This is a genomic window from Rhodococcus sp. D-46 (assembly GCF_011290655.1).
Classification (GTDB): Bacteria; Actinomycetota; Actinomycetes; order Mycobacteriales; family Mycobacteriaceae; genus Rhodococcus_F; species Rhodococcus_F qingshengii.
Genome location: NZ_JAANTF010000001.1, coordinates 625,609 through 651,608, shown reverse-complemented (window position 1 = coordinate 651,608; position 26,000 = coordinate 625,609). Strand labels below are relative to the sequence as shown.

The 26,000-nt window shown below is 61.9% G+C and carries 25 protein-coding genes and 2 pseudogenes; 14 read left to right on the top strand and 13 right to left on the bottom strand.

Features of this window, described 5'->3' with window-relative positions; translation table 11 throughout:
- Positions 1–96: 96 nt before the first annotated feature.
- Together G9U53_RS03155 and mqo are read right to left on the bottom strand one after the other, a co-directional pair.
- On the bottom strand, positions 97–573 hold the full coding sequence (locus G9U53_RS03155; RefSeq protein WP_003942808.1) for a GNAT family N-acetyltransferase: 477 nt from the start codon (positions 571–573) through the stop codon (positions 97–99).
- 11 nt (positions 574–584) lie between these two features.
- Positions 585–2,123 (bottom strand): malate dehydrogenase (quinone), encoded by a 1,539-nt coding sequence (gene mqo / locus G9U53_RS03150; protein WP_083057389.1) that lies wholly within the window; start codon positions 2,121–2,123, stop codon positions 585–587.
- Between the two features lie 146 nt (positions 2,124–2,269).
- On the opposite strand from mqo, the gene G9U53_RS03145 reads away from it, so the two are divergent.
- Both G9U53_RS03145 and mtr read left to right on the top strand, forming a co-directional pair.
- Positions 2,270–3,319 (top strand): alpha/beta hydrolase, encoded by a 1,050-nt coding sequence (locus G9U53_RS03145; protein WP_003942674.1) that lies wholly within the window; start codon positions 2,270–2,272, stop codon positions 3,317–3,319.
- Positions 3,316–4,692: a mycothione reductase gene (mtr, locus tag G9U53_RS03140; RefSeq protein WP_165638316.1), complete on the top strand. Its 1,377-nt coding sequence runs from the start codon at positions 3,316–3,318 to the stop codon at positions 4,690–4,692. Before G9U53_RS03145 ends, mtr begins: the two co-directional genes overlap by 4 nt.
- Positions 4,693–4,769: 77 nt before the next feature.
- Here mtr and G9U53_RS03135 read toward each other — a convergent pair whose 3' ends face one another.
- Both G9U53_RS03135 and G9U53_RS03130 read right to left on the bottom strand, forming a co-directional pair.
- Positions 4,770–5,315, bottom strand: a complete 546-nt coding sequence (locus G9U53_RS03135) for a hypothetical protein (protein WP_003942671.1) — start codon at positions 5,313–5,315, stop codon at positions 4,770–4,772.
- Between the two features lie 211 nt (positions 5,316–5,526).
- A complete protein-coding gene (locus G9U53_RS03130; protein WP_063316564.1) occupies positions 5,527–5,988 on the bottom strand; it encodes a PPOX class F420-dependent oxidoreductase in 462 nt (153 codons plus the stop codon).
- Positions 5,989–6,109: 121 nt separating this feature from the next.
- Between G9U53_RS03130 and G9U53_RS03125 the strand changes: the two genes are divergently transcribed.
- Positions 6,110–6,979 (top strand): PhzF family phenazine biosynthesis protein, encoded by an 870-nt coding sequence (locus G9U53_RS03125; protein ID WP_228232590.1) that lies wholly within the window; start codon positions 6,110–6,112, stop codon positions 6,977–6,979.
- Between the two features lie 88 nt (positions 6,980–7,067).
- Positions 7,068–7,493, top strand: a complete 426-nt coding sequence (locus G9U53_RS03120) for a DUF6069 family protein (RefSeq protein WP_165638315.1) — start codon at positions 7,068–7,070, stop codon at positions 7,491–7,493.
- Here the strand turns inward: G9U53_RS03120 and G9U53_RS03115 are convergent.
- The 5 genes and pseudogenes from G9U53_RS03115 to G9U53_RS03095 all read right to left on the bottom strand — a co-directional run bounded on the left by G9U53_RS03115 (position 7,490) and on the right by G9U53_RS03095 (position 12,044).
- Positions 7,490–8,322, bottom strand: a pseudogene (locus tag G9U53_RS03115) (GAF and ANTAR domain-containing protein). The gene G9U53_RS03120 and the pseudogene G9U53_RS03115 sit on opposite strands and share 4 nt — an antisense overlap.
- A gap of 76 nt (positions 8,323–8,398) precedes the next feature.
- Positions 8,399–8,968 carry a sigma-70 family RNA polymerase sigma factor gene (locus tag G9U53_RS03110; RefSeq protein ID WP_007734974.1) on the bottom strand — a complete coding sequence of 190 codons (570 nt, stop codon included), beginning with the start codon at positions 8,966–8,968 and terminating at the stop codon, positions 8,399–8,401.
- Between the two features lie 84 nt (positions 8,969–9,052).
- Positions 9,053–10,564, bottom strand: coding sequence for a cobyric acid synthase (locus G9U53_RS03105; RefSeq protein WP_003942774.1), 1,512 nt, complete (start codon positions 10,562–10,564; stop codon positions 9,053–9,055).
- A gap of 8 nt (positions 10,565–10,572) precedes the next feature.
- A complete protein-coding gene (gene map, locus G9U53_RS03100) occupies positions 10,573–11,430 on the bottom strand; it encodes a type I methionyl aminopeptidase (RefSeq protein ID WP_007734970.1) in 858 nt (285 codons plus the stop codon).
- Between the two features lie 29 nt (positions 11,431–11,459).
- Entirely contained in the window at positions 11,460–12,044 is a 585-nt protein-coding gene (locus G9U53_RS03095) for a transglutaminase domain-containing protein (RefSeq protein ID WP_165638314.1), read from the bottom strand.
- A 53-nt stretch (positions 12,045–12,097) separates the two neighbouring features.
- Here G9U53_RS03095 and G9U53_RS03090 point away from each other — a divergent pair, with 53 nt between their 5' ends.
- From G9U53_RS03090 to G9U53_RS03075, 4 genes and pseudogenes are all read left to right on the top strand, one after another.
- The gene (locus G9U53_RS03090) at positions 12,098–12,448 is read left to right on the top strand and encodes an SMR family transporter (protein WP_003942817.1); all 351 of its coding nucleotides are present in this window, start codon (positions 12,098–12,100) and stop codon (positions 12,446–12,448) included.
- Positions 12,445–12,771, top strand: a pseudogene (locus G9U53_RS03085) (SMR family transporter). The gene G9U53_RS03090 and the pseudogene G9U53_RS03085 overlap by 4 nt, the downstream one beginning before the upstream one ends.
- A 55-nt stretch (positions 12,772–12,826) precedes the next feature.
- A complete protein-coding gene (locus tag G9U53_RS03080) occupies positions 12,827–13,663 on the top strand; it encodes an AraC family transcriptional regulator (protein WP_063316566.1) in 837 nt (278 codons plus the stop codon).
- Positions 13,664–13,805: 142 nt separating this feature from the next.
- Positions 13,806–14,882 carry an iron-siderophore ABC transporter substrate-binding protein gene (locus tag G9U53_RS03075; RefSeq protein ID WP_223304443.1) on the top strand — a complete coding sequence of 359 codons (1,077 nt, stop codon included), beginning with the start codon at positions 13,806–13,808 and terminating at the stop codon, positions 14,880–14,882.
- A gap of 17 nt (positions 14,883–14,899) precedes the next feature.
- Here the strand turns inward: G9U53_RS03075 and G9U53_RS03070 are convergent, their stop codons facing one another.
- Positions 14,900–15,493 carry a GNAT family protein gene (locus tag G9U53_RS03070; RefSeq protein ID WP_050656477.1) on the bottom strand — a complete coding sequence of 198 codons (594 nt, stop codon included), beginning with the start codon at positions 15,491–15,493 and terminating at the stop codon, positions 14,900–14,902.
- Positions 15,494–15,655: 162 nt separating this feature from the next.
- Between G9U53_RS03070 and G9U53_RS03065 the strand changes: the two genes are divergently transcribed.
- Positions 15,656–16,054 (top strand): hypothetical protein, encoded by a 399-nt coding sequence (locus tag G9U53_RS03065; protein ID WP_007734954.1) that lies wholly within the window; start codon positions 15,656–15,658, stop codon positions 16,052–16,054.
- Positions 16,055–16,129: 75 nt separating this feature from the next.
- Entirely contained in the window at positions 16,130–17,575 is a 1,446-nt protein-coding gene (locus G9U53_RS03060) for a hypothetical protein (protein ID WP_165638313.1), read from the top strand.
- Here the strand turns inward: G9U53_RS03060 and G9U53_RS03055 are convergent.
- On the bottom strand, positions 17,553–17,930 hold the full coding sequence (locus G9U53_RS03055; protein WP_007734948.1) for an SHOCT domain-containing protein: 378 nt from the start codon (positions 17,928–17,930) through the stop codon (positions 17,553–17,555). The two genes, G9U53_RS03060 and G9U53_RS03055, sit on opposite strands and share 23 nt — an antisense overlap.
- Before the next feature lie 133 nt (positions 17,931–18,063).
- Entirely contained in the window at positions 18,064–18,315 is a 252-nt protein-coding gene (locus tag G9U53_RS33425) for a hypothetical protein (RefSeq protein ID WP_007734945.1), read from the bottom strand.
- A 191-nt stretch (positions 18,316–18,506) separates the two neighbouring features.
- Here G9U53_RS33425 and ppk2 point away from each other — a divergent pair, with 191 nt between their 5' ends.
- From ppk2 to G9U53_RS03030, 4 genes are read left to right on the top strand one after another with little or no spacing between them, the layout of a single operon-like run.
- Positions 18,507–19,337, top strand: coding sequence for a polyphosphate kinase 2 (gene ppk2, locus G9U53_RS03045; protein WP_347570801.1), 831 nt, complete (start codon positions 18,507–18,509; stop codon positions 19,335–19,337).
- A gap of 27 nt (positions 19,338–19,364) precedes the next feature.
- Complete coding sequence (locus G9U53_RS03040; protein WP_118602629.1) at positions 19,365–22,106, top strand: cation-transporting P-type ATPase; 2,742 nt, start codon at positions 19,365–19,367, stop codon at positions 22,104–22,106.
- 17 nt (positions 22,107–22,123) lie between these two features.
- Complete coding sequence (locus G9U53_RS03035) at positions 22,124–23,818, top strand: SulP family inorganic anion transporter (RefSeq protein ID WP_003942720.1); 1,695 nt, start codon at positions 22,124–22,126, stop codon at positions 23,816–23,818.
- Between the two features lie 48 nt (positions 23,819–23,866).
- Positions 23,867–24,832 carry an endonuclease/exonuclease/phosphatase family protein gene (locus tag G9U53_RS03030; protein WP_083057411.1) on the top strand — a complete coding sequence of 322 codons (966 nt, stop codon included), beginning with the start codon at positions 23,867–23,869 and terminating at the stop codon, positions 24,830–24,832.
- Between the two features lie 36 nt (positions 24,833–24,868).
- Here the strand turns inward: G9U53_RS03030 and G9U53_RS03025 are convergent, their stop codons facing one another.
- The gene (locus G9U53_RS03025; protein WP_228402203.1) at positions 24,869–25,867 is read right to left on the bottom strand and encodes an Lrp/AsnC family transcriptional regulator; all 999 of its coding nucleotides are present in this window, start codon (positions 25,865–25,867) and stop codon (positions 24,869–24,871) included.
- Positions 25,868–26,000: the final 133 nt, after the last annotated feature.

The following is a 26,000-nucleotide window of genomic DNA, read 5'->3' as shown; positions in this document are numbered from 1 at the left end:
TGGATCGAACAGGACTTCCCCGCGAACATTCGGTATCGAAAAAACCCTAGTCGGCTCGCTTTCCCACGAGCCGACCAGGGTCAATTCTCCGACAAACTAGCTGACGGCCACGAAAGGCTCTCCCCCACCACGACGCATCGGGGTGTGCGGGATGCCGTCTTCGATGAACTCTTCGCCGTCAGCCTTGAATCCGTGCTTGGCGTACATCTCGACCAAGTAGGTCTGGGCGTTGATCCGACACGGCGCTTCGCCGACCTCGGCCAGTGCGGCCTGCAGGAGGCGGGTCGTGTGGCCCTGGCCGCGCGCCTGACGCGACGTGCACAGGCGTCCGATTCGGAAGCTCTTGTTTCCGTCGTCGTGCTCTTCGAGCAGCCGGAGCGTGCACACCACCTGGCCGTCCTGCTCGAGCCAGAAGTGGCGTGTTTCCGTCAGCAGGTCCCGCCCGTCCAACTCGGGATACGGGCAAGCCTGCTCGACGACAAAGACCTCCACTCGAAGCTTCAACAACTCGTAGAACGTCTTGTTGTCGAGATCGAGTGCCCATGAACGCTTCAAAGCTGCTGTTGCCGTCATGGGTTGGACTATCACACAGTCGCGGCGGTATCCGCGACCGGAGACGATTCGGAAGCACCGGCGGAATCGAGCTCGAGAACCTTCGAGGACCAATCCCAGACCTGGTTGAACAGGCCTTCGTTGTCGGTGAGCTTGACGCCGATGGACGGAACCATCTCGCGGAGCTTGCCCTTCCAACCCTGGAACTCGGTCGGGAAGCAGCGCTCGAGTACGTCCAGCATCGCCGGGACGGCCGTGGACGCACCGGGCGAAGCACCGAGCAGGCCGGCGATGGAACCGTCCTCAGCGGCGACCACAGCGGTACCGAATTCGAGGACACCACCCTTGCCCTTGGCACGGCGGATCACCTGGACGCGCTGGCCCGCGGTGATGAGTTCCCAGTCCTGGGCCTGCGCCTTGGGCGCGAACTCACGCAGATCCCAGATGCGACCGGCTTCGTTCTTGGCAAGCTCGCTGACCAGGTACTTGACCAGGCCGAGCTCGCTGACACCGACACCGAGCATCGAGAGGATGTTGTTCGGCTTGACCGAGCCGGGCAGGTCGGTGACGCGACCCTGCTTGAGGAACTTCGGCGACCAACCAGCGTAGGGACCGAACAGCAGACCCGGCTTGTTGCCGATGACACGGGTGTCCAGGTGAGGCACCGACATGGGCGGGGCGCCGACGGCAGCCTTGCCGTAGACCTTGGCGCTGTGCTGGTCGATGAGTTCGGGGTTGGTGCATCGCAGGAAGGCACCGCTGACCGGGAAGCCACCGAAGCCCTTGGCTTCCTTGATGCCCGACTTCTGCAGCAGGTGCAGGGCGCCGCCACCGGCACCGACGAACACGAAGCGCGAGCGAACGGTGCGCTTTTCACCGGTGCGACGGTTGGTGACCTTGACGGTCCAGGACTTGTCCGAGTTCTGGGTCAGGTTGGTGACCTCGTGGCCGAAGTACATCTTGCCGCCGGTCTTGCCGATGTAGCCGATGAGCTGCTTGGTGAGCGCTCCGAAATCGACGTCGGTGCCGTCCTGGCTCCAGTTCAGGGCGATGGGATCGGAGAAGTCGCGTCCCTTGGCCATGAGCGGCAAACGCTTGCTGAACTCGGCCGGATCGTCGATGTACTCCATACCGCGGAAGAGCGTGTGGCCGGCAAGTGCGTCGTAACGAGCACGGAGGTACTTGGCGTTGGCCTCACCGTGAACGAAGCTCACGTGCGCGATGGGGTTGATGAATTCCTTGGGCTGCGTCAGGACGCCCTGCTCTACCGCGTGTGCCCAGAACTGGCGTGACACCTGGAACTGTTCGTTGACGTTGACGGCCTTCTTGATGTCGACCGTGCCGTCCGAGTTCTCAGGTGTGTAATTGAGCTCACACAGGGCTGAGTGACCGGTTCCCGCGTTGTTCCAGGGGTCGCTGCTCTCGGCTGCGACGGCATCGAGCCGCTCGAAGGTCGAGATCGACCAATCGGGCTGCAGCTGGCGCAGCAATGCACCCAGCGTGGCGCTCATGATGCCTGCGCCCACGAGCACTACATCCGTCTTCGTCTCTACCGCGTTCTGATTCGACACTGGAGAATCGACTTCCTTGTCATTAGCCGTGCGCGCATCCGCCTGCTGTGTTACGCCGAATAGGTTACCCGTGCGTACACGCGCGGTTCACCACCCCCAATTGTGCTCTACAACGCGCACTCGAAACGACGATTAGATTGTGATTTGTGACTACTTGGGTTCCAGACGTCCTCGGTGACGGATATCAGCAGCTGACGATCCCGCTCGGAACGGATCCGGACGGCGAAGGCGAGGTGGACGCAACACTGGTCCGCTACCAACCGCAGAAGGAGGCGGTGAAGACACACCGTGCCGTTTTGTACGTGCACGGTTTCACCGATTACTTCTTCCAGAAGCACCTCGCCGAGCACTTTGCCGAGCAGGGTTACGCCTTCTTCGCACTCGACCTGCGTAAGTGCGGCCGCTCCCTCAAACCGGGGCACACAGCTCATTACGTCTCCGACCTTGCGCTCTACGACGCCGAACTGAACGAAGCGCTGCGCATCGTCCGCAGCGAGACCGAGGGCAGCGAGGTGCTGCTCATGGCGCACTCCACCGGCGGTCTGATCGTTCCGCTCTGGCTGAACCGTTTGCAGCGCAAGCCCGGTGGCAGCGACGGCGCCGGAATCTGCGGGCTGGTACTCAACAGCCCCTGGTTCGACCTTCAGGGTCCCTCAGTGGTGCGCAACGTCGGTACTACGGCGATCGATGCGCTCGGACGGGTATCGGCGAAGACGGTGATCCCGGGAACTGGGCTACCGACTTACGGTTCCAGTCTTCATGTTTCGGCCAACGGCGTCTGGGATTACAACCTCGACTGGAAGCCGCTGGCAGGCTGCCCCGTTACCTTCGGCTGGATGCGGGCCGTCCGAGCGGGTCACGCAAAACTTCACCGCGGCCTAGACATCGGAGTGCCCGCGCTGATTCTGCGCTCGAAGAAGTCGCAGTTCGCGAAGGCGTACAACCCGAGCGTCGACCTCGCCGATTCCGTGCTCGACGTCAAGCAGATCGCACGTTGGGCCGGTTGCCTCGGCGATCGCACCACCATCGTCCCGATCGACGGCGCCCGTCACGACGTGTTCCTTTCGACCGAGAAGCCTTTGGCCACAGCCTTTTCCGAACTCGACCTGTGGTTGGAGTGGCTCGACGGCCACCTCACCCCGGCCGCAGAAAGTTCGGCAAGCACAGCAAGCAACACACAGGAGATCGCGCAGTGACGCACTACGACCTTGCAATCATCGGCAGCGGATCCGGAAACTCGCTGCCCGACGAGCGGTTCGACGGCAAGAAGATCGCAATCCTCGAAGAGGGCACCTTCGGCGGAACGTGCCTCAATGTCGGGTGTATCCCGACCAAGATGTTCGTCTACGCCGCCGAGGTGGCACGAACCGTCACCACTGCCGAGAAGTACGGCGTCGACGCCACGCTCGACGGCGTTCGTTGGTCCGACATCGTCAAGCGCGTCTTCGGCCGCATCGATCCCATTTCTGCAGGTGGTGAGCGGTACCGCAGCGAAGACAGTCCCAACACCACCGTCTACCGCGGCCACGCCACGTTCACCGGCGACAAGACGATCGACACCGGAACCGGCGGGACGATCACCGCTGACCAGGTGGTCATCGCAGCCGGTTCGCGTCCGATCATCCCGGACGAGATCGCGTCGAGTGGTGTGAAGTACTACACCAACGAAGACATCATGCGACTGCCCGAACTTCCCGAGCACCTCGTGATCGTCGGCTCTGGATTCATCGCCACCGAGTTCGCACACGTGTTCTCCGCGTTGGGTTCTCGCGTGTCGATCATCGGTCGCAGCCAGCGACTGCTGCGGCACCTCGACGACGAGATCTCCGAGCGCTTCACCGAGTTGGCCGAACAGAAGTGGGACGTCCATCTGGGCTCCCCCCTCACGTCGGTAGGCGGCGACGGCGACAACATCGCCGTCGAACTGGCAAACGGCACAGTCGTTTCCGGTGACGTTCTCCTCGTCGCGGTCGGTCGTCAGCCGAACGGTGACCTACTCGGTCTCGACAAGGCCGGCGTCGAACTCGACGACAAGGGCTCGATTGTGGTCGACGAATACCAACGCACCACCGCCGAGGGCGTCTTCGCACTCGGTGACGTCTCCTCGCCGTACCAACTCAAGCACGTCGCCAACCATGAAGCGCGCGTTGTTCAACACAACCTGCTCCAGGACGCGTGGAAGGACACGTCCGGGCTTCGCAGCACCGATCACCGCTTCGTACCGGCAGCCGTGTTCACCGACCCGCAGATCGCCGACGTCGGAATGACGGAGAAGCAGGCTCGCGACGCCGGACTCGACATCACGGTCAAGGTGCAGGCTTACGGCGACGTCGCTTACGGCTGGGCGATGGAGGATCAGGAGGGCATCTGCAAGGTGATCGCCGAGCGCGGCACCGGACGCATTCTCGGTGCCCACGTCATGGGTACGCAGGCTCCGACGGTGATCCAGCCGCTCATTCAGGCGATGAGCTTCGGTTTGTCAGCTCAGGACATGGCGCGCGGCCAGTACTGGATCCACCCGGCCTTGGCCGAAGTGGTCGAGAACGCGCTGCTCGGCCTCGACATCTGAGCCCCGCAGCCCTTATGACGCCGAAAAGGCGGGCACTCCTCGCAATGGGAATGCCCGCCTTTTCGTAGGTCAGAGTTTCACCAGGGGCTGGTACGCAGCACGATCTCGGTTGCGAGTTCGGCCGGTGCCGACTTGACGACGTCGTCGACACCCGGAAGTTCCGTCACGCGGAAGTCGGAGTACACGAAACGACCGCTGGCGTCGGCGATGGCCCGACCTCCACTGCCCACGACTACGGTGGTCGGAACCTCGACCGGCGGAACGCCGGCAATATCGCTGGCCGACGGATGCCCACGGTCCACGGCGATCAAACTCGCGAAGCGGCCGAACTGACGTGCAGCCAACAGCCACGCGAGATCGGCGCCCTCCCGGTGACCGACCAGATTCACCCAGGCGATGTTCAACTCGTCCAGAAGTACCACTGCCGAGGTCTCGTCGAGATTCTCGATCGATTCCACCGCGACGGTCCGCAGGTCCGAATGATGCAGTCGCTCACACACATCGTCGTACAAGTCGACGGGGTCGCCCTTGCCGGGGAGCAGGAGTACCGCATGCTTGCTGACCGGCCCGTCGATCCGAACGGTGCACGAACCACTGCCCACCGCTACTCGAGTCAATTCCATGTCTGGAAACGGTACGCGATCCACACAGTGGAGGACCCTGGAGTCGACAGAAGTATGACCACTCATACACTCTCACCACCGGCGGCGAGTCCGATTTGTTCGCTCTGTACCGCCTCCACTCGGAGCGAAAGTGGCTTTCGGCGCATCTGAGGCGACGGACGTACCGTTCGCTCGAAAGTGGGGGTGGGCCGAACTCCAGTGGGGCGCGGCTCTAGGTACCGGACGGTTTGGGGAGCCTCGTCATTCCGTAGACGTGATCAGCGCGCACCGTGAGGATCTGTCGACGCTCTGCCACCATCGCTTCGCGGTACTCCTCCCAATCGGGATGCTCCTGGCCGCTGATGTCCCGGTACAGCTCGACCAGGGCGTCCGACACTTCGTCGTGAGGATCGGCCGCTGCGGGTGTCACCACAGCAAGTCCTTCGATCACGGCGTAGCTCCAGAAGTCGGGCGCGCTGACGTGAAGGGAAACCCGCGGATCGCGGATCGCATTTTTACTCTTGGCGCGATCGGCCGTGACGGACACGGAAGCCGTCTTCGACTCGTCATCCCAGCGGTAAATGATGTTGGACAACTGTGGGCGGCCGTCACGCTTGACGGTTGCCAGCACACCTTGTTTTCCCTCGGCCACGAGTGCGAACAACGCGTCGTCGGTGTCTGTGTCATTGCTCATGTCTGCACCAACGACGCCGTGCGGCCGGTTTGTTCCGGAGGCAGTCCAGTTCGAAGATCGCGGACCGCAATCGCGCGATCACTCTTCCCTCGATGGACGACAGCGGACAAAGATGGTCGACATGGCAACTTCTCGCGACATCCTCCGGCTGACTGCGTTCAGTTCGGATCCGGCCGGCGGTAATCCGGCCGGCGTAGTGCTCGACGCGCGTGGACTCGACGACTCCGAATTACAATCTGTTGCAGCCGAAGTCGGGTATGCCGAGACGGCGTTCCTCATCGAACCGGTGCTCGGAGGCAACCCGCGCCACAGCCGGATCCGGTACTTCTCCCCTATCGCCGAAGTACCGTTCTGCGGTCATGCCACTATTGCGACGGCCATCGCTCTCACCGAGCGAGACGGTGAGGGAACCTTCACATTCGAAACACCGATCGGACCGGTATCCATCGACACGGCGACCGACGAGGACGGAAGGTCCACCGCGACCTTCACCAGCGTCGAACCGTCGGTCTCGCCGATCGATCACGCCGTGCTGACAGCGCTGCTCGGGCTCATCGGCGTCGATTCGTCTGCGCTCGACGCGCGGTATCCCGCAATGCTTTCGTACGCCGGCAACACTCACCCGATCGTCGTACTTCGTGATCAGTCGACATTCGACGAGTTCACCTTCGATCCATCCGCAATGCGAATTCTGATGGACGCGCAGGGGTGGGCCGGCACGGTGACGATCCTGCATCCCCTCGACGACAACACCTTCGAAGCCCGAAATCTGTTTCCGGTGGGAAACATCGTCGAGGATCCCGCAACCGGGTCCGCAGCGGCATCGACCGGCGGTTACCTGCGCAAACTCGAACCCGCGGCCACTCCGCGGCGGATCACCATCCACCAGGGCCGACACGTCGGGCGTCCCAGTGTGCTCGAAGTCGACATCCCGGTCGACGGCGGTATCTCGGTCACCGGCACCGCAGTGCCCGTCGTCGACGGGCAATAGTCAACCTCAGCGATGAGTTTCTCCCCGCCGGCGGGTCTATTCACCAGAGCGACGTCACAAGAGCATCGCATCGAGCCGGGAGAACATCATGTCTACAATCGCTTCAACCGCACACAACCTCCACCTCACCAAGCCGCGTGCCGTACTCGGGGCCACGGTCATGGCCCTCGTCGCCAACCTGATCCTGTGGTTGATCGGCCTGGCATCGGGCGGATCGTTCGAGATGACAGATCAGGGAAAGGTGGCGAGCGTAGCTCCCGGCGGGGTCATCACACTTACGGTAGTGCCGTTGCTGGTCGGTTTGTCGCTCGCAATGTTGATCTCACTGAAGTGGGAGCCGATCATCCGCATCGCTCAGGTCGTGGGTGCAGTGTTTGCGCTCGGCACCATCGCCCTGACGATTGCCGCGGACTTCGACGCCGCCAGCACGGTCACGCTCGCGCTGATGCACGTGGTTGTCGCCGCGAGCGTGGTCGTCGCGCTCGAGGCCGTACGTCGGTCTCCGTCGAACTAGACCGCGGTAGGCGGCGCGGAATACGTCTCGACGATCTCGGCTGCCACGTCACGCAACTTGGTGTTCGTGGTCTGAGACTGCCTGCGCAGCATGTGAAATGCGGTGTCGGCGTCGATCCGATGGATGGCCATCAGCATGCCTTTGGCCTGTTCGATCGGCGCCCGAGTCTCGAGCGCGCGTTGCAGGGCGTCAGCTACGGCCTTGGCAGATTTGAAACGGGAGAAGTCTCCGATCGCGCGTGAGACTGTTGTCGTGAGAATCTCCATGACTTCCGCGTCGACGCTGTCGAAGGCCGCTGGGGCACGTCCGTACAAGTTGAACGAACCGAGTCGCTGATCCGGCGTGAAGAGCGGCGCCGCGAGAAAGGACTTGATCCCTTCGTCCTTCGCGGCCGCCGCGAACCGCGGCCAGCGATCTGCGCTGGTCTCGGCATCAACGACTACGGTTTCACCGGTTCGAGCCGCGTGCAGACATGGTCCGTCGCCGGCGTCGTATTGCTCGATGTCGACGCGCAGGGTCCGCGAATCGGTGTGAACGGCGGTGTAGGTCTGCCCGGCAAGATCGATGGTGACGCCGATGCTGTCGGCGCCGTCGATGGCGTCGTTCGCGATTTCGACGGCGCGTTGGAGGAGAACCACGAGTTCGTCCTCGTCGCCGATACTTCCCCGAGCGCTGCCAGCAACTCTCTGACCGCACGTGCCGTCAGCCGAGTTTCCGCAGCCTCGACGGCGACGTCAGCACCCGTTGCCGTCGCATCGTCCGGCAGTACCGACGGCACCGAATCCTCGGTTCTCGGGTCGAAGCCTCTGGGGTCGAAAGCGGTATCCACGACGAAGCATTCTTCCAGTTTCACGGGCACCAAGGAGAGTGAGTTCGGTGACAGACCCCGGCAAACCGCCGAGTCGTCATCGCCATCGATCGAGTGCGACACCGAGATTCCGCCTCGCCCGAGTGTGCTGGCCACGAACCGCGTCCGGACTCAGTTCCAGGACAACAGCGATCTGTGGATACGTCATGCCCTCCACTTCTCGCAAGACCCAGGCAGCACGCTGACGCAGTGGCAGGCGATCGAGTTCGGATTCCAGGGCGTCGAGAAATGCTGTGCCGCAGACTTCTTCGCTCGGATCACGCAAACGGGGATCAGCTTCTTCCCGGAGTTCGTCCATATCGGCGGCGCAGGAGCCGACTTTTCGATAGAAATCCGAGATCTTGCGAGAACAGATCGCGAACAACCAGGTCTTGGTGCTCGAGCGCCGCTGAAACCCCGGAAGTTGGCGCCACGCAGCGACGCAGGTTTCCTGGACGATGTCGTCGACGTCACTCTCGCTCGCGAGCAGTCGACGGGCAAATCGATACAAGTGCGGGCCGTATCGGCGGACGATGACGTCGAAGGCCGCGTGATCGCCGAGCATTGCCGAGTCGACCAGCACCTCGTCACTGAAGTCGGTCAGCAAGCCGTCGAATTGATCTGTCACCGCGCACACTCCTACTAGGGAGCCGTCGCGGGAGTGAGGCCTGGCTATTCTACCGCGTCCACGTCGACACCCGCGGGAGCGCTCTCAGGCTTCGAGTGCGGAAGCAATGACGGGGAGCCCGATAGGCGCCCCACCGTTGATCAGTTTCTCGAGTAGATCCTGATCGAGGTGCTGCTCGACGAGATCAGCGAGAAGGTCGAGTTGTTGTTCTCGCACCGCGGCAACCGCGGTGTCGGGTGCAGCAACAAAACCGGGAACCGCGAGCTCACGCAGCAGGCTGCGCCGAAAGTCGTCACTTTCCAGGAGACCGTGCCAGTGTGTCCCTCGAACAGGCCCTCGCACACTGCCTTCCGGCATACCGCTCGAGTCCGCCAGCAATGGGTGGTCCCCGTTGCGCACGACGCGTCCGTGATGAATCTCGTACCCGGACACCGAGATACCGTCTGCCGTACCGGTCATCTGCGCCAGCACCTTGTCCGGAGCGAACTCGACATCGAGGTCCAGCAGACCCAGTCCCGCGGTGGTCCCTGATCCTGATTCGACGTCGTCGACGATGGAATTACCCAGCATCTGGTAACCGCCGCAGATTCCCAGGACTGCTTGCCCGCGACCTGCTCGCGCGACGATCTCGTCGGCCAGGCCGGTACTTCGCAACCACTCGAGGTCACTCACGGTGGACTTACTACCGGGGATCACCACGAGGTCCGCGTCGCGAATCCGCGACGGATCGGTCACCCACGAAACTGCCACGCCCGGTTCACATGCCAGTGCCTCGACGTCCGTGGAGTTGGAGATGCGCGGGAGCCGAACCGCAGCAACGGTGAGCCAGGCCGAACCGACGGGTGGGCCAGGGCGCCCTACCGGGGCATTGCCGGTGACGCCAAGCGAATCCTCGGCGTCGAGCCAAAGATCGTCGGCAAACGGGATCACTCCGAGAGTGGGTCGACCGGTGAGGCTGCGCAGTTGTTCCAGTCCGGGTTCCAACAGTGCAACGTCACCGCGGAATTTGTTGATCACAAATCCCGCGATCAATGCCTGGTCGCTCGGCGAGAGCACAGCAACGGTCCCGAACAGATGGGCCAGGACGCCGCCGCGATCGATGTCACCGACGACGACGACCGGAATCCGCGCAGCCTCAGCCAATCCCATGTTGGCAAGATCCGTTGCGCGCAAGTTGATTTCGGCCGGTGAACCGGCGCCTTCACAGATCACGACGTCGAACTCGGATCGAAGCGATTCGAGATCTTCGGCCACGACGGCGCGAAGCCACTGCCGATGCTGCATGTAGTCGCGAGCACCCACTGTGGTCATCGCCTTGCCCCGAACGACCAGTTGCGAAGTGCGGTCACTTCCAGGCTTGAGCAGCACGGGATTGAATCGAACACTCGGCTCCAGACCGCATGCCCGCGCCTGAAGTGCCTGCGCACGGCCGATCTCTCCGCCGTCCAGCGTGACCACGGAGTTGTTCGACATGTTCTGCGCCTTGAACGGCGCCACTCGGACGCCTCGACGCGCCAACATGCGACACAATCCGGCCACCAGAACGCTCTTGCCTGCGTCGGAAGTCGTGCCGGCTACCAGCAGAGCGCCGCGCATCTCCGAACTCAAGGCAGGGTGAGAATCTCTGCACCGGTCTCGGTGACCACCAAGGTGTGCTCGAACTGCGCCGTCCACTTACGGTCCTTGGTGACGACGGTCCAACCGTCCTCCCAGATCTCGTAGTCGATACCACCGAGGTTGATCATCGGTTCGATCGTGAAGACCATGCCCGGTTCGATGATCGTCTCGACCGCGGGCTCGTCGTAGTGCAGGATCACGAGGCCGTTGTGGAAGGTCTCGCCGATTCCGTGTCCGGTGAAGTCCCGGACGACGCCGTACCCGAACCGATGGGCGTAGGACTCGATGACACGTCCGATCACGTTGAGCGCGCGGCCGGGCTTGACGGCTTTGATGGCCCGCATCGTTGCCTCGTGTGTGCGCTCGACGAGCAAGCGGTTCTCTTCGGACACGTCACCGGCGAGGAATGTCGCATTGGTGTCGCCGTGTACCCCGTTGATGTACGCGGTGACGTCGATATTGACGATGTCGCCGTCCTGGATCACAGTCGAGTCGGGGATTCCGTGGCAGATCACCTCGTTGAGAGACGTGCAGCACGACTTGGGAAAGCTCTTGTAGCCCAACGTCGACGGGTATGCACCGTGGTCGAGCATGAACTCGTGTGCGATGCGGTCGAGTTCGTCGGTCGTGACACCGGGAGCGACAGCCTTGCCGGCTTCCTGCAGCGCGCCTGCAGCGATCTTGCTGGCGATGCGCATCGCCTCGATCGTTTCCGGCGTCTGAACCCAGGGCTCGTTGCCCTCTTTGGCGGTCGGCTTCCACGCGTACTCGGGCCGCTCGATCTTCGAGGGCACAGCGAGGACGGGAGAGACGGTTCCAGGGACCAATGGGGTACGCACAGACATGCAGAACAGCCTAGACCTCGCGTCGCGCGTCAGCCGGATGCACTCCAGTTCCGGAAAACCGGGTCGACGAGAATTCTGACGGGGGTCGACATCGTCTGTCCGAATTCCTCGAAGAGCACGTCGCGAGATTCGAAGGTGCCCAGATCGCGGTCGACGAATTCGGAGATGTCCTGCCAGCGTCCGTCGACCAGAAATTCCGGCCACGCCAGCAGCACTGACTTCGGAATCACCGCATGTAGACGCCGAAATCTCGGGTACCAGAATTCCCCGCGTAGTACGAGACCGCATACTCGGGTGGCGATACCTCGGCGGCGAGCCAACGCTTCGACGATAGCCAGTCTCTGACTGCAGGATCCGCGCTCTCGACTCAATGTCACCGAGACGGGTTGCCGGTCGTCGAGGCCGTACACCGGCCGAATATTTGCAGCGACGCTGCGATGCGCCGACACCAGGAACTCCTGCGCCGACTGGATCGCACCTTCTGCAATGTCCTCGTAGAGGCGGGCCACGTCGTCGTGGCCCCAGTCGAGGATCGGAGTTGCGGCCACATCGCCAACCGACGCGTCGTGGCGGATGTCACCTTTGCGGATTCCACCGAGCAGTACGCACGTCATGTCTCGACCGTAGTGCGCGACCGGAATCGGTGGAGCCTGACAGAATCCCAACCGTGAAGAAATGGCTGTTGTTGATCACCGCGATCCTCACCGAGGTGTCTGCGACGCTGTCGTTGCGCGCCGCCCTCGATCACCCGGCTTGGTACATCGTGGTCGTCGGCGGATATCTCGCAGCATTCACCGCCTTGTCGTTCGTCCTGCGGGAGGGCATGGGACTCGGTGTTGCATACGGAATCTGGGGCGCAACCGGAGTTGTCCTGACCGCAGTATTCGCAACGGCCCTTTTCGGAGATCCTCTGACGGCCACCATGGGCGTCGGGATTGCACTGGTCATCGGCGGAGTGCTGTGCGTCGAACTCGGCTCTCAGGCTGCCGCCGACAGCGGGCCGGCGGACCCAGCATGACCTTCGTATTTCTGATCGCTGCAATTATTTCCGAGGTCACCGCGACGTTGTCACTACGGATGGCGTCGTAGGACGGCAGCGACAAACGATGGCTCGCGGTTGTCACCGTGGGGTATCTCGCCGCTTTCGCCTTCCTGACCCTCGCGCTCGACGCGGGCCTCACCATCGGCGTCGCATACGGAATCTGGACCGCATGTGGAGTGGCGTTGACGGCAATCGCATCCCGCATTCTCTTTCGCGAACCGCTGACCAGGCTCATGATGGTCGGGATCGGCCTCATCGCGGCAGGCGTGCTTCTCATCGAACTCGGTGCGAGTCACTGATCGCTGCACACATCAGTGTAAGGTTTACCTAACTTTGCTCTGGAGGTAGTCCACGGTGCTGATCCCTGCCCTTCGTGAAATCGCCGACGGTCCACAGCTGGACGACGATTCCCACTTACGGGAATCCGACCGCCACACTCCGATGGCGCGCGCCGTCCCGGCGCCGTTCCAACTCACGACTTACATCGTCGAGACCGACCACATCACCCGGTGGCCAGAGCACGCTCACGTCGAGCACGAACTGATCTGGTCCGACCGCGGTGTCGTCAACATGATCATCGACAATCAACTCTGGACCGTCACGCCTGGCGTCGGCCTGTGGATCCCCCGCGGGGTCCTCCACGAAGGTCAGGCAAATCCCCACGTCGCATTCCGCGCCACGCTCTTCACCCCCGAGCTGTGGACTCCCGCCTGGAACGAACCGTGCATCGTGACACTGAGTGAGGCAGCCCGGGCACTGCTGATACACCTCGCCCACACCGGAATGCCTGCAGAACAACGCCTTCGGGCACAGCAGGTTTGTGTCGATCTCCTCACCCCGGCATCGGCACCTCACTTCGACGTACCGATCCCCCGAGATCCGCGGCTACGGATGCTCGTCGACAAAGTGCTGTCGGATCCCGCCGACGATCGATCACTCGATCAGTGGGCTCACGTTCTCAATCTCAGCCGACGTACGGTCACCCGGATTTTTGCCGCGGAACTCGCCTTGAGCTTTGCGCAGTGGCGCACTCTGGTTCGTATGAGCACGGCCCTCGGCATGCTCGGGACCGGAATGAGTGTGAACGCCGTCAGCCGCCGTGTCGGTTACGGGACGTCGAGTTCCTTCATCGCCGCTTTTCGCAAGACGGTCGGCTACACCCCCGGCAATGCGCTCGCCGCTGCCAACTGACTCGAGCCTGACCTGTTGTCGACATCAGCTGGCCCCTTCGCTACACGCACGCGCCCTACATTCACTTAGGTAAGCCTGCTCTCATGCGCGTACTGCGCTGAGTCGTGCAAGCACTTCCCTGATCAATCCCGAGGAGTTTCGCGTGTTCAGATCTGCCCGTCAGAGAATTCGTCCCCAGCGGAGGCGACGAATCGTTGTTGCGCTCATGCTGGCGGCGGCACTGCCTCTGACCGCCTGCACACAGTCGTCATCGGACGCCCAGGAAAACAATTCATCGGCATCCGCCGTCGAGGACGGCGCCTATCCCGTGACGATCAAGCACGCTTTCGGCGGGACCACCATCGACAAGGAGCCGACACGGATCCTCACCCTCGATTCCGCAGCGGCAGACACGGTCATCGCCCTGGGTGTCACTCCGATCGCGATGCAGAAGGACTCTTGGGCCGGCGACGCCGACGGGTTCCTGCCGTGGACCCGCGCCGAACTCGAAAAGTCGGGCCAGACGCTGCCCACGCCTGCGCCGTACTACTCCGACAGCGGCGAGCTACTGTTCGAGCAGATTCTCAATGCCGCGCCTGATCTGATTCTTGCCCCGTACTCGGGCTTCTCCGAGCAGGATTACCAGCGCCTGAGCTCGATCGCCCCGACCCTCCCGTACGACACCAAGCCGTATCAGCCCAGCTCGTGGCAAAACCTCGCCACCGATGTCGGCAAGGCACTCGGGCGTCCCGCTCAAACCGCGGCGCTGATCAAGTCGGTTGAGGAATCGGTCCAGGAATCGAAGGCGAGTCATCCCGAATTCAACGGAGTCACTTTCGCCTTCGGTTCCTACATCCGTGAAGGAGAAACCGAAACCGCCATCTACGGTCCGGACGATCCGCGCGTCAAGTTTGTCGAAAACCTCGGGCTCACAGTCGCTCCCGACGTGGTGAACGGCGCCAAGAACTTTGCCGGCGACTCGTTCCTTTTCGGCATCAGTATGGAAAAGCTCGACACGATCGACACCGACGTGTATCTCGGTTGGGCAAGCGATCAGTCGGAAGTCGACAGCACATTGGCCAACACTCTGTTCTCGCGGTGGCCGGTCATCGCCAACGGCAAGGACCTGTGGATCACCGACAATCGCCTGACTGCAGCGACAATGTACGTCAGCCTTCTGAGTGTTCCGTGGGCGACCGACGAACTCGTGCCACAGTTGACCGAACTGGTCGCAAAATAGCAGCCCGCTCGGTCTGATCAAGCAACTGAAGGCCACTCACCGCGAAGTGTCGCGAAAACCACGGTGTCGGTCCACTCGTTCTTGATCCACGCGTTCTGCCGAAAATGTCCCTCTCGCCTCATACCGATCCGCTGCGCGAGTCGCGCCGAGGATTCGTTTCTCGAATCCATTCGCGCGACCACGCGGCGCAATCGGGGTGTCGCGAACGCGAGGTCGATCAGAGCGGTCACTGCTTCCGTCGCGAATCCTCGGCCGCCGAACTCGGGCGAAAATGCCCACCCGAGTTCGGCGGTGTGCTCGACTTCGGCTGTGCAATCAGATTCTTCGACTCGCCAAGCACTCACGCTTCCGACAACCCGGCCCCCGTACTCGACAACAAGTGCCACCGCGCCCGATGCCAGGTCGCGGCGAGACATTCTGGTCTGCACGGCCTCCCGAGCCTCCGCGAGACTCCAGGGTTCGTTGAGCAAATATCGGCATACGTCGCTGCGCCCGTAGAAGGTGAGAAGATCCCGGTGATCGCCTGGGCGGTAGGTACGGAGCACCAGCCGGTCCGTCCGGATCACACCCGGTGCAGGCCTCATCGCCACACCTACGTCCGCCATATCCATGCCGTCACGGTAGGTTCTTTCGAATTCGTAGGCGAATGAATATCGCAATGCTGTGCAGCGCTCAATGTTTGATTTGCCCTCCGACGGGCTACTTCACCACCGTAAAAGGTCGGGACAGGGAAATATGCCAGGCTATTTCGCGCTTGAAATCTAGGGGCGGTCATGTCCGAGGATTCACTGGTAAAGCAGGGTGTGGCAAAAGGAAGCGCGCTGGGCGGAGCCGTTCTCCTCATCACAGTCGGCGTGCTCGAAATCCTCCAAGGCATCTCGGCGATATCGGAGGACGACGTGACAGTCGTCGGCCCGGAATACACGTACCAATTCGACCTCACTTCGTGGGGATGGATCCACCTCGTACTCGGTGTGCTCGTCACCGCTGTCGGAATCATGCTCTTCACCGGCGCGACGTGGGCACGGGTAGGCGCGATAGTCATCTGTTCTCTGTCGATCCTCGCGAATTTCCTGTGGCTACCCCACTCGCCGTGGTGGTCGATCATCATCATCGCGCTCGACGTATTCGTCATCTGGGCCGTCGCGACCTGGAATCCCGAGGTCATCTGAGGTCACCCGCCGAATCATCTTCGCAGTTCAGCATTTCAACTGTGCGCCAGTAGTTTCCGTCCCGGGAGGACCATCATGGCAAACGGCACGAGCGACGGACCACTCCAGGAGGACGAACGTGCCGAACTAGCCCGGTTGCGCGAAGAGGTAGCAACACTTCGCGAGCAGACTCCCAGCGCCCGCGAAACGACCGTCGAGAAAGTCTCCCGACCACCTCGACATGGGCTGCGGTGGACCGCGGTGACAATCCTGCTGGTGCTGGTCGCACTGCTCGCAGTCTTGTCGGTAACCACCCGCTTCGTACGTAGTCAGATCCTCGACACGGACCGCTACGTCAGCACGGTAGCGCCACTGGGTGAGAATCCAGCCGTGCAAGCGGAGATCACGAATCAAGTCACGGACGAGATCTTCGATCGCGTCGACGTCGAAGGGCTCACCACCGAGGCACTCACGGCATTGACGGATGTGTCGAATCTCGAAGCCAACGCGCCTCGCGTGGACCAGGCGTTGGTGGGTTTGGCCCCGGTGATCGCCGGCCAGGCGAAGAGTTTCGTCCACGACACAGTGGCCTCGCTCGTTCGGACGCAGCAGTTCGAAGACCTTTGGATTCAGGCGAACCGAGCGGCGCACAACTCCCTCGTCGCCGTCATGACCGGAAACTACGGACCCGACTCGGTCGAGGTCGACCAGAGCGGAACGGTCAGCATTTCACTGAGCACGATCATCGACCGGGTGAAAACGGCGCTGACCGACCGCGGCTTCGCTTTCGCAGACAAAATCCCGTCCGTGGACAAGGAGTTTGTTCTCTTCCAGTCCCCCGAGCTGGTGAAGGCGCAGCGAGCCGTCTCGGCACTCGACAAGGTCTCGGCGGTGCTGCCGTGGTTGGGAATTGCTTGCGCAGCAGCCGCTGTCGCCGTTGCGCCAACCGGTCGCAGGCTTCGTACGCTGTCCCTGGTCGGACTGTCGATTGCGTTGGGAATGCTTGTTCTTGCGATCGGAATTCTGATCGGGCGCGCAATCTACCTCGACAGTGTCCCTACCGATATCCTCTCGCCAGACGCCGCCACCGCTGTCATCGACACAGTTCTGGTTCCGCTTCGGACGAGCCTTCGCGCGGTTGCGGTCCTCGGTGTGGTGGTGGGGCTCGGCGCCTACCTGATCGGTGGGTCGTCGTCGGCGATCGCCGTTCGTCGAGGCTACGGGCAGGCGTTGGACTTCGTCCGGCATTCTGCAAGCGGCCGAACGCCGAATCAGGTGGAGCGGTGGGCCAATCAGCTTCGTGTCCCACTGCGCTGTGCCATCATCGGCATCGCCGCCCTGTTGCTGCTCTTCTGGCGCTACCCCACCGGATGGGTCGTTGGTTGGATCGTCGTCATTGCGCTCGTTGCTCTCGTCGCACTGGAAGTGTTGGTTCGTCCCGCACGCGCCGCCGCGCAGGACGCCGGGCCTGACGACGGCGGAACCGACGACGCCAGGCCCGGGGCAGAAGATACGAAAACTACGCCAGCGCCTTTGCCTTGATGGCCTGGAATTCCTCTTCGTTGATCGCGCCTGAGTCGAGAAGCTCTCTGGCGTCGGCGATCTGCTGAGTCGGCGATTTCCCGGCGACCTTTCGAATGTAATCACTCTGCGCGTGTATGTGCTCTTGAGCGGCTTCCATCGACCGCCTCGTCATTCCGTCATTCTTGACGACCACGTAGATCATCGCGGACAGGAATGGAATGACGAAGAGGAATATCATCCACAACGCCTTGGCCCAGCCCGAAGTCTCGTGATCACGGAACAAGTCGGTGATGATCGAGAACAACACGCTCAAGTACGCCACAAAGGCAAAGCAGACGAAGATGAACCAGAAGAATTCCCAGAAGCCTTCCATGTCAACGCTCCCTGTACTCGGTTTTACACATCAGGAGTTCGGGAGGCTGACGTTCCGCGCCTGAGCTCCTGCATTCGGCCAGAACTCCCTGGTCCAAGGTCATTTCAGTATGCGCCGACGATCCCCGTTCCGGCTACAGCTCGAGAGAGTTCAGACTCGCCGACCGCTCATCCATTATCGGAATCACGATTCTCCGATCCGAGATCTCTTGTCTGGCCGCTTTTTCGACCAGAAGAGGCACGAAGTCGCGGATCCGACATCCCGCAAAACGCTGGTGAATTGTTCGCACTCTGTTTTCGATCTCCGGTGGAGGAACGGCGGGATAGCGGGAAATGAGGCGAGTGATCACCCGCTCGACGTGGAGCAACTCTTCGTCGCCAGTCATCCATTAATGGTCGTCCGTCCAGCCGAGCACGTCAAGACTCGGAAAGGGTTCGAAAACAACACGATTCGGGTCTCGATTGCGAAGAGAATAGGTTCACCGAATATGGGGCATACACATAAGGGCGGACGGTTCCCCGCGCGCTCGCGTTGCGCTCATGATGCCAGGGAGTGGAAGTGGGAAAGAACGCTCGGATTCTTCACGACGACACCCCGTCGACCCTTACCGACGACACGCCGCCCGTGGCAGAAAAGCCGATGAAGAACAAGGTGTACCGCCGCAAACTCAAGCCGTTGCACGGCGAACTCGTGGCTTTGCAGGAGTGGGTCAAATCGTCTGGAGCCAAGGTCTGCATCGTATTCGAAGGTCGAGATACCGCGGGGAAGGGCGGTGTCATCAAAGCCATCACCGAGCGAGTGAGTCCGCGAGTGTTCCGGGTCGTTGCGTTACCCGCCCCGACCGAGCGAGAGCATTCGCAGATGTATGTCCAGCGCTACGTCCCGCATCTTCCGGCTGGCGGTGAGATCGTCATCTTCGACCGAAGTTGGTACAACCGTGCCGGTGTAGAACGAGTAATGGGCTTTTGCACCGAAGAACAAGCACATCAATTTCTCCAGCTCATTCCGACCGTCGAACGCGCGATCGTCGAATCGGGAGTCATTCTGCTCAAGTACTGGCTCGAGGTCAGCGAAGAACAGCAGCTCTTACGTCTGCAGAGCCGGATCGACGACCCTCGAAAGATCTGGAAGCTGTCGAATCTCGATCTGAAGTCGTTCAGTCATTGGTACGACTACTCGCGTGCCCGCGACGAGATGTTTCGCTTCACCGACACCGGCTGGGCGCCATGGTATGTCGCAAACAACAATGACAAGAAACGCGGACGACTCAACATCATCAGCCACATTCTGAGTCAGATCCCCTACGAGCCCGTGCAATCCACGGACATCACCCTGCCGAAACGGCAGAAGGCTCACGGCTACCAGACGCCCAAACAACCGCTGCACTGGATTCCGACCCGGTATTGACGATCGCCAAGGAAAGGATGTGCGGTCATGAGCCCCACGCCGTGGCATGCGCAGAGTGGCGAATCAGTCGTGTCCGTACTGCAGTCGGACCCGGAGCGCGGACTGCAGTCGGATGAGGCCGACCAACGGCGACGACGCTACGGGTCGAACGAAATCACCTCGACGCCACCGCCGTCGACGTGGTCGATCGCGCTGTTGCAGCTGAAAGATCCGATGAACTTGATGCTCGTCGCCGTGGCCGCGGTCAGCATCGCCATCGGTGAAGTGCCGACAGCAATCGTGGTGGCGGTGCTCGTCGTGCTCAACATCGTCCTCGGAACTCGACAGGAGTTGAAGGCACGGGCCAGCGTCGACGCCCTCGCCAAGATGCAGACGCCCCAAGCACGGGTCATTCGTGACGGGAACCTGATACAACTCGACGCTACCGAACTGGTGCCGGGTGACATCGTCCAAGTCGAGGCAGGAGACATCATCGCTGCCGACGGACGGTTGCTCGCCACCACCACCCTGGAGACACAGGAAGCCGCATTGACCGGGGAAAGCGCGCCGATACCGAAGGACCCGAATACGCTGAACAACGAGGATATTCCGCTCGGAGACCGCAGCAATCTGGTCTTCCAGAACACCTCGGTCACCCGCGGCACGGCGACCATGGTGGTCACCGAGACCGGGATGCAGACGCAGATAGGCCGGATCGCGTCGATGTTGTCGGCGGTCGCCCCTGGCAAGTCGCCACTTCAACGTGAATTGGACTCTCTCACCAAACTTCTCGGAATCATCGCGTGGACGGCAGTGATCGTCATCGTCGTCATCGGGCTCATTCGTGGGCAGGATCTGACTACGCTTCTGCTCCTTGGTATCGCAATGGGAGTGTCCGCGATTCCGACCGGCCTGCCAACATTCGTCCAGGCGATGCTGGCCTACGGTGCCCGTCAACTGGCCGACGCCAAGGCCGTCGTGAAGAACCTGACCGACGTCGAAACACTCGGCGCGACCAGTGCAATCAACTCGGACAAGACCGGCACGCTGACCATGAACCAGATGACCGTCCGATCGCTGTACGTCCACGGCCGTTGGTACACGGTCGAGGGCGAAGGCTATGCCAAAGCGGGAAGGATAACGCAGGTTGCCGGCGAGGCGCCGCCCGACTTCACCCTTCTCGCATACGGACTGTGTCTCGACAGCGATGCCACGGTTTCCGATTCCGGGGAAGTTGTCGGCGACCCGACCGAGGCCGCGCTCGTGGTGCTCGCGGCAAAGATCGGTGCCGACGCCCCACTGACCAGACGGACCTACCCGCGGGTGGCAACGGTTCCGTTCGATTCCGCGTACAAGTTCATGGCCACGTACCACCACCTCGAAGTCGACGGCGAAAGCCAGTTCGTCGGATTGGTCAAAGGCGGACCCGATGTCGTCCTCGCTCGGTGTTCTTCGGCCTTCCTCCCCGGCCGCCGACCGGTACCGATCGAGGAAGTCCGAGAGGAACTCACGGCCGCCAATCAGTCGATGTCCGAAAAGGGCCTTCGGGTGCTTGCATTCGCTGTGAGGCGACTCGACGGACGGGAAGACGCTGTCGTGGCCGACCCCATGTCCTGCGTCGAGGACCTGACGTTTGTCGGCATGGCAGGCATCATCGACCCGCTACGCCCGGAGGCGGTCGATTCGGTGCGCACCGCACACCGGGCCGGCATCGAGGTCCGCATGATCACCGGCGACCATGCCATCACCGCCGCAGCGATCGGTGCCGAACTCGGACTCGGCCCGGGCTCGGTGGGCGGAGGCGAGTTGCAAGCGATGACCGATGAAGAACTGTCGACCGCGTTGCCGAACCTGCACGTGTTCGGCCGCGTCACTCCGCAGGACAAACTTCGCTTGGTCGATGTCATGCAGAGCGGTGGCGCCGTCGTCGCGATGACCGGAGACGCGGTCAACGACGCCGCCGCGTTGAAGAAGGCAGACATCGGCGTCGCCATGGGCTCGGGCAGTGAGGTGACCAAACAGGCGGGCAAGATGGTGCTCACCGACGACAACTTCGGCACCCTCATCACCGCGATCACTTTGGGCCGCAACATCTACGGAAAAATCGTCTCGTACATCCGCTACCAGATGTCGAAACTCTTCTCCTTGGTTCTCCTCTTCCTCGCTGCGAGCATCTTCAACATCAACGAGGGTGTGGCACTGACGCCACTGATGGTGCTGTTCCAGCACTTCTTCATCACACTGTTCCCCGTCGCCGTGATCATGCTCGACCCGCCGCCACCGGATCTGATGAACAAGCCTCCGCGCGATCCCAAGATGCCGATCGCACATCGAAGCGCAGTCGCTCAGTGGCTCGCGTACGGTGTCCTGCAATTTGCCGTGACACTCGCGGCGATGCTTCTCGCACCCGGTGAAATGAGTACTTCCGAGGCGAATGTTCCCATGACCACAGCATTCGTAGTGCTCTCTCTCGGTTCGATTCTCGCGGGGCTTACCATGCGGCGTGATCCCGAGTCCGGCGTGGTTCCACCGGTTCTCGGTGCCATCAAGATCTTGACGATCCCCACGGTCGTGACCGTATTCGCCGTCGAGGCGGGCGTCCTCCAGGACCTCCTCATGACAACCTCACTGACCGGCGCCCAGTGGCTCGCCTGCCTGGGTTGGTCGCTGATCATCCCGGTTGTCGTCGAGTTGGACAAGGCAATTCGACGCCGCCGCCTCGCACAGGCACCTGCGCCCCTCCCTGCGACCACCGCGGTTGCCCCCGAGCGCGCCCGTTCGCTCCACTGAGGGAGGACAATCAAACGATGATGTGGGCGGAGAGTCTAGGTCGGCTACCGGGCGTCGCGACTGCCCGTGGGTATCGCCGCGAGTGGTTGCGAACAGACGTCACTGCCGGACTCGTCTTGACTGCCCTGCTCATCCCGGCAGGCATGGGCTACGCCGAGGCCGCCGGGTTGCCTGCGTACGCCGGGCTGTACGCCACCATCGTGCCTTTGCTCGCCTACGCGGTAGTCGGGCCCTCGAAAATCCTTGTACTCGGACCTGATTCGTCACTGGCGCCGCTGATTGCCGCCGCGGTCATACCGCTGGCAGTGGTCGGCGATTCGGAGAATGCGCTTGCACTAGCCGGTGTTCTCGCCATTCTTGTCGGACTCATCCTCGTGATCGGCGGATTCCTTCGTCTCGGCTTCGTGACCGAACTCCTCTCGAAACCGATCCGCCTCGGCTACCTCAACGCCATTGCACTCGTCGTCGTAGTTGGTCAGATTCCCAAGCTGCTCGGATTCTCCGTCGACGCGTCCGGTCTACTCGGTGAAATCGGCGGAATCTCAAAGGCCCTGGTGGGTGGCGACGTCGACCCCCTCGCTGCCGCCATCGGTGTCGGTTCGCTAGTCGTCATAGTCGCCTTCCGGCTCTGGGTACCTGTTGTTCCCGGCGTTCTGGTGGCCGTTGTCGCGGCCATAGTCTTGTCCGCTGCCGCCGGTCTCACCGATGACATCGGCATGGTCGGCGCACTGCCGGAAGGACTCCCCCTCCCTTCCGTCGGTGGAGTCACCTGGCAGGACGTCGGCCATCTGATCGGGCCCGCCGCCGGTATCGCATTGATTGCCTTCGCCGACACCGGCGTTCTCTCGCGCACCTTCGCCGCCCGCCACGGCGAGGACGTGAACGGCAGTACCGAAATGAAGGCGATCGGTGTCGCGAACGTGGCCGGCGGGCTGTTCGGCGGGTTTCCGATCTCGGCGAGCGGGTCACGAACTCCGGTAGCCGAACAGAGTGGGGCGCACACACAATTGGCCGGCGTCGTCGGGGCGCTCGCGGTCCTGGTGTTCGTCCTCGTCGCTCCCGGACTCACGGCATATCTGCCCGATGCAACACTGGCCGCCGTCGTCATCGTCGCCGCGTGTGCACTGATCGACGTGGGCGGCATGGTCCGCATGTGGCGCATGAGCACCGTGGAATTCGGCCTCGCCGTCGCGGCGTTTCTGGGCGTCGCCCTGGTCGGTGTGCTACAAGGCATCCTTGTAGCGATCGGACTGTCCTTCGCAGCGGTCATCGCGCAGGTATGGCAGCCACATCGAACCGAACTCGTCGAGACGGGCGAACCCGCTGGATTCCACGACATCGAACGCCATCCAGATGGGCATCGCATCCCCGGCCTGGTGTTGGTGAGGTTTGACGCGCCACTGTTTTTCGCGAACGGCGAGATCTTCGACGAATACGTTCGCTCCGTCGTCGCCAAGGCGCCAGATCCGGTCGACTGGGTGGTTATAGCCGCCGAACCGATCACCGGACTCGACACAACGGCAGTCGACGAACTCGTCGATCTGGATACATTCCTCGAAGGCAAAGGAATTCGGTTGGCATTCGCAGAGATGAAAGGTCCGATCAAGGATCGACTCATCCGATTCGGAGTCGGGGATCGATTCGATTCGACGCACTTCTACCCGACCGTCGAAGCCGCCGTGAACGCATTCCGCACCCGAACCGGCGACTGACAAACGCCAAGCAGTCGGGAGCCGTGGCTGCATTGGGTACCGTTTGGTATGGGATTCACGACGGACAATGTTCCGGCACGCCGTATCGCTCAGGTCGCCGGCGTGGGCGGTATCGCCGTCGGCGTTGTCTCGCTGATCGCGTTGTACTCCACCAAGCCGATCAACCCGTTGATCGCCGTGGCCTCCTTCGTCCCGATACTGCTTGCGGTCACACTCGCAGCGTCCCTGATATGCCTGGTCTTTCGCCGCTGGATCCTGCTGGCGATCTCGGTGGTACTGATTGCGGTGGGCGCGTCGGTGATCAGTCCACTGTATGTGGCAAACAGTTCCGAAATCGACGGGCCGACTCTGCGCGTAATGCAAGCAAACCTTCTCTTCGGGCAGGCAGATCCCGCCAGTTTGACTGCGACGGTGCGCGAGAAGGCAGTCGACGTCCTGACGGTTCAGGAACTGACCACATCACTCGAAGGCTCTCTCAGAGATCAAGGACTCGAGCAACTGCTGCCGCATCACTACTTGGTACCGGACGAGGCCGGCGGGGGTGGCGCCGGTATTTACAGCCGTTATCCGCTGACGGAAACTCGGGAATTGAACGGATTCGGACCGACCAATCTTGTTGCCGAAGTCGGCTTCTCGACTCCGTTCACCCTTCTGGCGGTTCACCCCGGACCGGCGTACGTGACCCCGCCCGACGTGTGGACTGCCGAGCTGAGCACTTTGCGAAACGCGCTCGACGCTGCTGCCGCCGAGGAAACCGTCATCGTCAGTGGCGACTTCAACACCACATTCACGCACAAGCAATTCCGTGACCTCCTCGATGTCGGCTACTCCGATGCCGCAGACCAATTGGGAGTAGGCATCGTGCGCACCTATCCGGCGGACAAGAAATTTCCCGCGATCGTCGGCATCGACCATGTACTTCTGCGGGGCGGACAGGCGAAGTCACTCGAGCGGATCGAGATCGAAGGTTCCGATCACTTCGGCTTGATCGTCGACGTGGCGATCCCCAACTAGTCGGAGAGCACCCGACCCGAGCGAACGAGTTGCGGATCACCCGTGCTTCGGCATGCTTCGACCCGACACATCGATCGTCCGATGCAGGTGATGCGGCGTACGCAGGACGATCGACCGGTCCACCACGGATACGCCCGGAAACTGCTCGGCGAGATAACCTTCCAGACGCTGCACGTCGTCGATCGAGCGCAGCCACACCGCCAATGCGATGTCGTAGCTGCCGATCGTAGAAGCAACAAGCCTCGCCTCACGCAGGTGCGAAAGACGCTGAGCAATTGCCTCCTTTCGCCCGTCGAGACGTAAGAAGTACCAGGCGTAGACCGGCCAGCCGGAGTAGGGCCGAGCAATCTCCGTGCGGACGACCAGTCGCCCCGTCGACAGCTCGTGAGAAAGGAGCGCCCCAGCGCGAGCCGGCGTGACTCCGAGGGCCGCAGCGAGTGCCGAGACGGTGACACGTGGTTCGCGAGAAAGAATGTCGAACAGCTGCGACTGTTCCTCTTCGCCGGCGCGTACACCACGAATCTTTCCCGCCGGGGCCGACTCGAGCGCGGCAATTTCTTCCGCATCGAGAGCACGTAGACGCCAGTTCCTCGCGTCGGAGTTCGCCGAGGACACGATCTGAGTTCGCATCGCGGTGATCATCGGCAGGGATTGTGTTCGCTCCAACACGTACCTGGACAATTGATCGAGGTCAGTGCAGGTGAGCGTGACGAGCAGATCCCGATTGCCGGTTGTGAGATCGACTGTGAGAACTTCGGGATCGTGCGCGATCTGTTCGGCAACGCTCATGGTCTGTGCCGGTGCGCATTCGATCTCGAGAAGTGCGGTCGCCGACACGATGGGTCCACCACGGTACGCAGCGATCCACGCTATTCCTTGCGAGTGCAGACGCTCCCAACGCCTGGTCAGGGTGACCGGGTCGGAACCGATCGCGCGTGAAAGCTCGGACCACGACGCTCGCGGCCTGATCTGCAGTGCGTTCAACAGCCGAAGATCGTCGTCCTTGAGCATCTGATCCTGCACCGAGGACCTCACTTTCAAAAGAATGCTGCACCGAAACAGGATCGAAACGCGTCGATCCTAACTTCATCACATCAATAGTCCACCAAATCCTGAGCCTCGAGAACCCTTACTTCTTGCGTTCGTTCGCCCCCTCGAGAAAGACACC

What these genes read in the sequence shown, in the direction of transcription:
- G9U53_RS03155 (WP_003942808.1), bottom strand. Translation starts at nt 573, where the DNA reads ATGACGGCAACAGCAGCTTTGAAGCGTTCATGGGCACTCGATCTCGAC.
- G9U53_RS03135 (WP_003942671.1), bottom strand. Translation starts at nt 5,315, where the DNA reads ATGGAATTGACTCGAGTAGCGGTGGGCAGTGGTTCGTGCACCGTTCGG.
- G9U53_RS03130 (WP_063316564.1), bottom strand. Translation starts at nt 5,988, where the DNA reads ATGAGCAATGACACAGACACCGACGACGCGTTGTTCGCACTCGTGGCC.
- G9U53_RS03125 (WP_228232590.1), top strand. Translation starts at nt 6,110, where the DNA reads ATGGCAACTTCTCGCGACATCCTCCGGCTGACTGCGTTCAGTTCGGAT.
- G9U53_RS03120 (WP_165638315.1), top strand. Translation starts at nt 7,068, where the DNA reads ATGTCTACAATCGCTTCAACCGCACACAACCTCCACCTCACCAAGCCG.
- G9U53_RS03105 (WP_003942774.1), bottom strand. Translation starts at nt 10,564, where the DNA reads ATGCGCGGCGCTCTGCTGGTAGCCGGCACGACTTCCGACGCAGGCAAG.
- map (WP_007734970.1), bottom strand. Translation starts at nt 11,430, where the DNA reads ATGTCTGTGCGTACCCCATTGGTCCCTGGAACCGTCTCTCCCGTCCTC.
- G9U53_RS03095 (WP_165638314.1), bottom strand. Translation starts at nt 12,044, where the DNA reads ATGACGTGCGTACTGCTCGGTGGAATCCGCAAAGGTGACATCCGCCAC.
- G9U53_RS03070 (WP_050656477.1), bottom strand. Translation starts at nt 15,493, where the DNA reads ATGGATATGGCGGACGTAGGTGTGGCGATGAGGCCTGCACCGGGTGTG.
- G9U53_RS03065 (WP_007734954.1), top strand. Translation starts at nt 15,656, where the DNA reads ATGTCCGAGGATTCACTGGTAAAGCAGGGTGTGGCAAAAGGAAGCGCG.
- G9U53_RS03060 (WP_165638313.1), top strand. Translation starts at nt 16,130, where the DNA reads ATGGCAAACGGCACGAGCGACGGACCACTCCAGGAGGACGAACGTGCC.
- G9U53_RS03055 (WP_007734948.1), bottom strand. Translation starts at nt 17,930, where the DNA reads ATGGAAGGCTTCTGGGAATTCTTCTGGTTCATCTTCGTCTGCTTTGCC.
- G9U53_RS33425 (WP_007734945.1), bottom strand. Translation starts at nt 18,315, where the DNA reads ATGACTGGCGACGAAGAGTTGCTCCACGTCGAGCGGGTGATCACTCGC.
- G9U53_RS03040 (WP_118602629.1), top strand. Translation starts at nt 19,365, where the DNA reads ATGAGCCCCACGCCGTGGCATGCGCAGAGTGGCGAATCAGTCGTGTCC.
- G9U53_RS03035 (WP_003942720.1), top strand. Translation starts at nt 22,124, where the DNA reads ATGATGTGGGCGGAGAGTCTAGGTCGGCTACCGGGCGTCGCGACTGCC.
- G9U53_RS03030 (WP_083057411.1), top strand. Translation starts at nt 23,867, where the DNA reads ATGGGATTCACGACGGACAATGTTCCGGCACGCCGTATCGCTCAGGTC.